This window comes from Proteocatella sphenisci DSM 23131 (genome assembly GCF_000423525.1).
Lineage (GTDB): Bacteria > Bacillota > Clostridia > Peptostreptococcales > Filifactoraceae > Proteocatella > Proteocatella sphenisci.
Map to the genome: position 1 here is coordinate 24999 of NZ_AUID01000026.1, position 7038 is coordinate 32036.

At 38.5% G+C, this 7038-nt stretch carries 8 protein-coding genes; 3 read left to right on the forward strand and 5 right to left on the reverse strand.

What is annotated here, in order from left to right; all coding sequences use genetic code 11:
- Nucleotides 1-9: 9 nt before the first annotated feature.
- The 4 genes from G558_RS0109835 to G558_RS0109850 all read right to left on the reverse strand — a co-directional run bounded on the left by G558_RS0109835 (nt 10) and on the right by G558_RS0109850 (nt 4246).
- A complete protein-coding gene (locus G558_RS0109835) occupies nt 10-912 on the reverse strand; it encodes a radical SAM protein (protein WP_028830016.1) in 903 nt (300 codons plus the stop codon).
- A complete protein-coding gene (amrA, locus tag G558_RS0109840) occupies nt 909-2273 on the reverse strand; it encodes an AmmeMemoRadiSam system protein A (RefSeq protein ID WP_028830017.1) in 1365 nt (454 codons plus the stop codon). The genes G558_RS0109835 and amrA overlap by 4 nt, the downstream gene beginning before the upstream one ends.
- Nucleotides 2274-2376: 103 nt before the next feature.
- Nucleotides 2377-2910: a GNAT family N-acetyltransferase gene (locus G558_RS0109845; RefSeq protein ID WP_028830018.1), complete on the reverse strand. Its 534-nt coding sequence runs from the start codon at nt 2908-2910 to the stop codon at nt 2377-2379.
- 97 nt (nt 2911-3007) lie between these two features.
- A complete protein-coding gene (locus G558_RS0109850; protein WP_242825231.1) occupies nt 3008-4246 on the reverse strand; it encodes a DNA polymerase Y family protein in 1239 nt (412 codons plus the stop codon).
- A 149-nt stretch (nt 4247-4395) separates the two neighbouring features.
- On the opposite strand from G558_RS0109850, the gene G558_RS0109855 reads away from it, so the two are divergent.
- From G558_RS0109855 to pepT, 3 genes are all read left to right on the forward strand, one after another.
- Nucleotides 4396-4824: a helix-turn-helix domain-containing protein gene (locus G558_RS0109855; RefSeq protein WP_028830020.1), complete on the forward strand. Its 429-nt coding sequence runs from the start codon at nt 4396-4398 to the stop codon at nt 4822-4824.
- Entirely contained in the window at nt 4808-5344 is a 537-nt protein-coding gene (locus tag G558_RS0109860) for an ImmA/IrrE family metallo-endopeptidase (protein WP_051188634.1), read from the forward strand. Before G558_RS0109855 ends, G558_RS0109860 begins: the two co-directional genes overlap by 17 nt.
- A 71-nt stretch (nt 5345-5415) precedes the next feature.
- Nucleotides 5416-6642, forward strand: coding sequence for a peptidase T (pepT, locus tag G558_RS0109865; RefSeq protein ID WP_028830022.1), 1227 nt, complete (start codon nt 5416-5418; stop codon nt 6640-6642).
- Between the two features lie 118 nt (nt 6643-6760).
- Here the strand turns inward: pepT and G558_RS12990 are convergent.
- Nucleotides 6761-7038, reverse strand: a 278-nt coding sequence (locus G558_RS12990) for a zinc ribbon domain-containing protein (protein ID WP_028830023.1), incomplete at its 5' end; no start/stop codon positions are given.

Here is a 7038-nt window from a genome sequence, read left to right on the forward strand (position 1 = left end):
GAACATATGTTAAATTTCTATAATACTCCTCAATTCTTCCAAAGTCAAGTTTCCTACTCTTACATCCGGTAATATTTTTTTAAGTGTGTGATAAGACTTTCCTATTGTTTCTATTTCGGTAGGAGGTTCACTCATTTTATAGCAGGGGAAATATCTGGATATATGCAGTGTAATATCCGGGTTTATATTTTTTATAAACTCCCCTATATCAATAAGTGTTTCATCATCACTGTTTATTTTACCAATTATCAGAGTCGATACTTCTACATGAACTCCCATTTCATCTGCTATTTTTATAGTTTGCATTACTTCTGGCATAGTCCCCGAACATATATTTCTGTAGAAATTGTCATCTCCTTTTAAATCTATATTCATAGCATCTATATAAGGAAGAAGTTTTTTAAGAGGCGTCTCATTTATATATCCATTTGTAACAAGTACAACTTTTTTATCTGGTAAATGTTTTTTCAGTAACATTGCAGTATCAAGTACGCATTCATACCAGACTGTCGGCTCATTGTACGTAAATGCAATACCGATACTGTCTGTATGCGCCTGTATTTTTTTGACCATGTCTTCAGGGGACATGAAAACTGTATGCGGATCTTCATGTGCAATGTGATAATTCTGACAGAAAAGACATTTAAGATTGCAACCGTATGAACCCACAGAAAGTATAAACGTTCCTGGAAAAAAATTTACCAGCGGCTTTTTCTCGATAGGATCTAGCGCCAGAGAAGAAACCTCCCCATAATTGAACGTGTATAGTCTCAGATTCCCAGATTCATCTCTAAGCGCTCCCCTTACTCTGCATACCCCTCTATTACCTTCTTTTATGTGACAACCATGAGGGCAGAGCATACATATGGCAAAATCTCCTTCTATTTGATAAAACAGAGCCTCTATTTTCATAGCTTTTCCTCCTTATGTCTTATGACTTCAAACCTTTCAATTTTGTAATCAGAGTTTTCCGGTATTCCCGCTTTTCTAAGCGCTATGCTCAGCTGATATTCTACTGTGTCTACTCCCTCAAGATTTGGAAGCAGCAGGCCTTTTCTTGATCCCCTGCTTACTATTACTCCATATTTTTTTGGATCAAGCCCTTCATATGATGTAGGCTCGGCCTCCAAAAGCACATCCACAGATATATCACATCTTACAAATTCTTCATATGTCATAGGCGCAAATCTTGGATCCTGAGTGGCTGCAGATATTGCATTTTGAACGATTTCCTGCGCAACCGAATCCGTGGTAGGTGCTATGGTTCCTATGCACCCCCTGAGAGCGCCCTCAAGTTTTATTGAAACAAATACTCCGTTTCTTCTGCTGAAAAGCTCAGACCATTCTTTTCTTTGAGGTATGAATTTTTTATTATTTTTAAAATAAAAGTCAAGACTCCTGCGTGCAAGACTTACGTACTCATCTCCAGTCCTAATCTTGAGACCGTGTCTTTCTGATGCACCTTCTTCGAAATGAAAATCCACAACCGCGTATCCTACTCCAAAAGGTCCCTCATAACTCAAGACTTCTCCTTTGACTTTTTTCTCATCAAGGGCGCCAGCAAGTATAAACAGGCTCCTGAGGCCGCACTCTCCCGCCTCACTTACCAGTTTGCCCTTGAGATTTATAAGTGCGTGCATGTCTCCCTCAGTTATAATTTCTATAAGTCTTTGGTCAAATTCCTCTCCAAATGGACTATATGGGTATGGACCAGAATGAGAAAGACGATGTGAAAGATCTCCCGATGCTATAATTACAGCGTTTCGACCTGTGTCTCTTACACTTTTTTCAACAATCATCCCAAATCTGTAGAGCTCTTCAGCAGAAAGCAGACCATATGATATATTAACAATTTTCAATTTAGATGACTCTATAAAATGAAGCGGTACCATCACTCCATGATCAAGATCTGTGCTGATTCCATAGCCCACAGCTGTTTCACTGTTTATTTCAGCTACAGGCAAAGAAGCATCTCTTGCATTTTCTAATATCTTCTCTGCCAAAATCATATCCGTTTGAAAACTCATTTCTACCAAAGGGGCTCCAAATCTTGCAAAACTCCCTGCGATAACAGGTTCATTATATACAGCCGTTGCATCCCGAAATACTATGCCGTGCGGACTTATAATTATGACCGTATCTGCTCCAATAAGTTTTATCCTTTTTCCAATTTCGTGGCATGCATTTACTGTGGACTCTATTTTTTGTTCCTCTCCTCTTCCTATCTCAGGCATTATAAGAGGAGGGTGGGGCATCAGATAATAACCTTTCATTTTTACACCTCCGTAAATATTTTAACTTCTTTATACCCAAAGACTGCATACCTAAAGAGTTATAATCTTTTACGTCAGTTTCTTTAACCTCAATTTTTTAGCTCTATATCATGAGTCCCATAGATACCAGATGAGAAAACTTTCCATCTATCAAAATTTCATTCTTTAATATTCCTTCTACTTCAAACCCACATTTCTCATACAGCGCCATTGCTCCCTGATTATCCTGAGCGGTTACCAGCGAGATTTTTCTGGTTATGTTGTTGCTCTTTGACCAGTCTATGAGTTCTTTCATCATGGCTTTTCCAATACCAGCGTTGCAGCACTTTTGAGCGATAACTATACCCAGCGTGCCTACGTGTCTGCCTTTTATTTTTTGATTAGATGAAATTGTTCCTATTCCAACTATCTCATTTCCCGAAGTAGCCAGTATCATGGTATTATTCTTTGATGAATTAGCCTCATCTATCATATCCTTTTGCTGTTCTTCTGTAGCCTTATATTCTCCACCGCAAAAAGAAAGATACGTGGTCTCTCCTCCAACAGCATTATAAAATTCTATCATCGCTTTTGCATCTTCATGAACAGGATCTCTTAATATTATTTCTTGTCCTTTTTTTGTGATAATTTTTTTCATTTACAAAACCTCTTTCTTATTTCTTATTTCTTGTTTCTTGTTTATTTATTAGCTATTACATTATATTGCCAATCTCGTTTTTTTTCAATGATTAATATCATCTTGACATAGAAGGAAGAACCATGATATCAGTTCGTTCTCTGGCGATATTTATATCTCCCATAAGCGAAGCAAAAGTTACCGATTTTTTGCCATAGCGTTTCCTCAGTTCATACATCACCTTTTCAGCTCTGTCAAATTTTTCATGCCTTTCATAATTCCCAAACAGATCCTGCTGCAAGGGTGCATTTTGATCTGTAAGATTTATGGCAGATATGCTAAGCGCTCTCACAGGAATATCCCAAGTGTACCTTTTCTTGAAAAGGTCTATAGCTGCGTCTGTTATCTCTGATGAACACTGCGTTGGCAAATCCAGTATGCACTGATATTGTCTGTCGGCAAATGATGAATCTCTTACAGTTATTTTTACTCCCGAGGCCTTAAGTTCATTGTCACGAAGCTTTTTGGAGACATCTTGACATAATTCCAGAAAAACCAGTTTTACTTCCTGATTATTTACAAGGTCTCTTATGCAAGTTATCCCGTGCCCTATACTTTTCACGGGCGGTCTGTATCCTGCTACCATAACATTTGATTCATCACGGCCATTAGCATGATTCCATATGTCTATTCCATTTTTTCCAAGAATCTGAATTATAAAGCGAGGGTTCGCTTCTGCCAGATCTCCTATCGTAATTATGCCATACCTGCTTAATTTTGAATAGGTTGAGCCTCCCACTCCAAGAAGCTCCGAGGCTTTAAGTTTCCAAAGCTTTTTCTTGAAATCATCCATTTTTATCACACTTACTGCATCTGGCTTTTTCAGATCGCTCCCGAGTTTAGCAAATACCTTATTAAAACTCACCCCTATCGATACCGTAATCCCGAGTTCTGTCTTTATTTTTTCTCTTATTTCATTTGCTATTTTTTCTCCGCCACCAAACAGACTTGTGCTTTCGCTACAGTCCAGCCAGCATTCATCCAGCCCAAAAGGTTCAACTCTGTCTGTATACCGATAATATATGTTTCGAGCCAGTCTGGAGTATTTCATGTATTCTTCGTAATGAGGCTCTACCGTTATAAGCTGTGGGCACTTTATCATGGCCTGCCACACCGCTTCTCCAGTTTTAATTCCGTATTTCTTTGCCTCTTCAGACTTTGCAAGTACTATTCCGCGACGCTCTTCTACTGAGCCACACACCGCAAGCGGCTTTCCTCTCCACTGCGGATTTGTTATCAGTTCTATAGATGCATAGCAGTTATTCATATCACAGTGCAATATGGTTCTTTCCATCATTTACGTTTCCTCCTTGACAAAAAGTGCAACATATAATATTCTAAGTGTAAATAAATTGCACTTTAGATCATTATAGGTATTTAAACTGCACCTGTCAAGATATTCAGTATATATAAGTGCAGTTGTTTTGCACCAAAAAGGAGAGTACAATGAAATTCAGTGATAAACTGAGGGAACTTAGAAAAAAAACTAATTATACTCAGGCAGAAATGGCTGCAAACGCGGGTGTATCACTTCGAACGTATAAAAATTACGAACTTGGAGAGAGCTATCCCAGAAAACGAGAAGTCTATTTTATCCTCGCTGATATATTAAACGTAGATGTCAACTATCTCCTGACCGAAAACGAAGAATTTGTTACCTCAGCAGGAGAGAATTACGGATATAACGGGCAAAAACAAGCCGAGAACATCATAACCGAGGTAGCTGGACTATTTGCAGGAGGAAAACTCTCTGAAAATGATAAAGATGCTGTAATGCAAGCGCTCCAGCAGATATACTGGGATTCAAAGAACGAGAATCGAAAATACGGCAAAAAGTTGGATACAGGGGGTGAGGGTGATGGCTCGCCTGAATAAAATAAAAAATACCGCGGAATCTCTCGTTAAAAAACATGCTACCCGTGAACCTGCAAAACTGGCAGAGCGACTTGGAATTCATCTATACTACCTTAACGACCTGAAGGATATGCTTGGAATGTATACAGTTATAAACAAAAGAAGATCTATACTTGTAAACGCCTCTCTAAACAAGCGTCTAATAGAGCTTGTCATTGCACACGAAATAGGCCATGATAGACTTCACCAAAAAATATGCAAAGAATCTTCTTTTAGAGAATTCCAGGTCCTGGATGTGACTTCCAGACCAGAATATGAAGCCAATGTATTTGCAGCGCATATTCTTATCGATGACCATAAACTAATCGGTCTTTTAAAAGAAGGTTATGATGTTCTTCAGATATCTTTGATAATGGATGTAAACGTAAATCTACTTCTTATAAAGCTCAATGAACTTAAAAGAGATGGCGCCAATTACAATATAAGTCATATCCCACCGGGGGATTTTTTAAAAAAAGTAAGCATTCATATGGAAAAATAATGGGATATATGCTAATCTATACTATGGAAAGTCAGCGCTTAATAAACAAATACGAAACGAGGAAACAAAAAATGAAGGCTTATGAGAGATTTTTAAATTATATTAGAGTGCATACATCAAGTAACAGCCAAAGTGAAACTGTCCCTACAAGCATAATACAGTTTGATCTCGCAAAAATTCTTGTAGAAGAACTCCACTCTATGGGAGTCCAAAATGCAAGAGTAGATGATAAGTGCTATGTCTATGCATCGATTGACGCAAGCCCTGGATATGAAGAAAAACCAAGTCTCGGCTTTATTGCCCATATAGACACCTCTCCTGATTTTTGCGGCGAAAATGTAGAGTATGAAATAATAGATAATTATGATGGAAGCGAGCTGGTTCTTGGCCAAAGTTCAAGGACTCTTTCTCCAAAAGAGTTTTCACATCTTTCAAATCTAAAGGGAAGAACACTTATCACAACTCATGGAAACACCCTGCTTGGCGCTGACAATAAGGCTGGCATAGCTGAAATATTGACTTTAACAGAAAATATAATAACAAAAAATATCCCTCACGGCAAAATATGTATAGGTTTTACACCCGACGAAGAAGTAGGTTCAGGTGCCGACCACCTTGACCTCCAAGCTTTTGGAGCCGATTTTGCATATACGGTAGACGGGGGGCCCGAAGGGGAGATATCCTACGAAAACTTTAATGCCAGCAGTGCCTTGTTTGAAATAAAAGGTTTCAATGTTCATCCTGGCGAAGCTAAGGATACCATGATTAATGCATCTCTTGTGGCTGCAGAAATAAACTCCATGCTTCCTTCTGGTGAGACTCCAAGAGATACCCAGGACTACGAAGGTTTTTTCCACATGACCTCTATAAATGGAAATGTCGAACATGCAACTATGGAATATATAATAAGAGACCATGATATAGCAGCTCTGGAAGCAAGAAAATCCACACTTATGCTGATAGTCAAACTGATGAACGAAAAATATGGAGAAGGTAGTGTTATTCTTACAATAAAAGACCAGTATAGGAATATGGCAGAAAAAATAAAACCTTGTTTCCATCTCATAGATAATGCAGCCCAGGCCAGCAGAAAAGCCGGCGTGGAACCAGTAATAATTCCTGTAAGAGGAGGCACTGATGGTGCAAACCTGAGCTTCAAAGGCCTTCCCTGTCCTAACCTTGGTACCGGCGGCTATGCCTTTCACGGTCCTTATGAACACATTACAGTAGAAGCTATGGATAAAACAGTTGAAATACTTGAAAATATAGTAGAAATTTATGCCCATATCAATTTTTGAACGCTCCCTCAACCTATAGAGGTAGGGGATTCTTGGGTAGGGCAAACCAATATTCGCTAATGTACCAAGTTATCTCCACAGTTCCTGCGGTTGTTTTGTATGACAACTAAGCAGATTACTAAGTTAGCAACTGCTGCAGTCCTTTATTCAAAATATTAACAGCTGCATTTTTATCACGTTGATGGTTCTCTCTGCAGATTGGACAAGTCCATTCTCTGATTTTCAGGTCTTTGACAAGCGAGTTTTTATAGCCACAACCTGAACATATCTGTGAACTTGCAAAATTTCGTGGTACAGAAACTACTGTCCTGCCATACCATTTTGCTTTATATTCAATCATTGATTTGAATCTACTCCAACTGGCATCAGCTATACTTTTGGAAAGTTTTGTATTTT

Coding starts and splice junctions, on each gene's coding strand:
- G558_RS0109845 (WP_028830018.1), bottom strand. CDS start 2,910: ATGAAAAAAATTATCACAAAAAAAGGACAAGAAATAATATTAAGAGAT.
- G558_RS0109855 (WP_028830020.1), top strand. CDS start 4,396: ATGAAATTCAGTGATAAACTGAGGGAACTTAGAAAAAAAACTAATTAT.
- amrA (WP_028830017.1), bottom strand. CDS start 2,273: ATGAAAGGTTATTATCTGATGCCCCACCCTCCTCTTATAATGCCTGAG.
- G558_RS0109860 (WP_051188634.1), top strand. CDS start 4,808: ATGGCTCGCCTGAATAAAATAAAAAATACCGCGGAATCTCTCGTTAAA.
- pepT (WP_028830022.1), top strand. CDS start 5,416: ATGAAGGCTTATGAGAGATTTTTAAATTATATTAGAGTGCATACATCA.
- G558_RS0109835 (WP_028830016.1), bottom strand. CDS start 912: ATGAAAATAGAGGCTCTGTTTTATCAAATAGAAGGAGATTTTGCCATA.
- G558_RS0109850 (WP_242825231.1), bottom strand. CDS start 4,246: ATGATGGAAAGAACCATATTGCACTGTGATATGAATAACTGCTATGCA.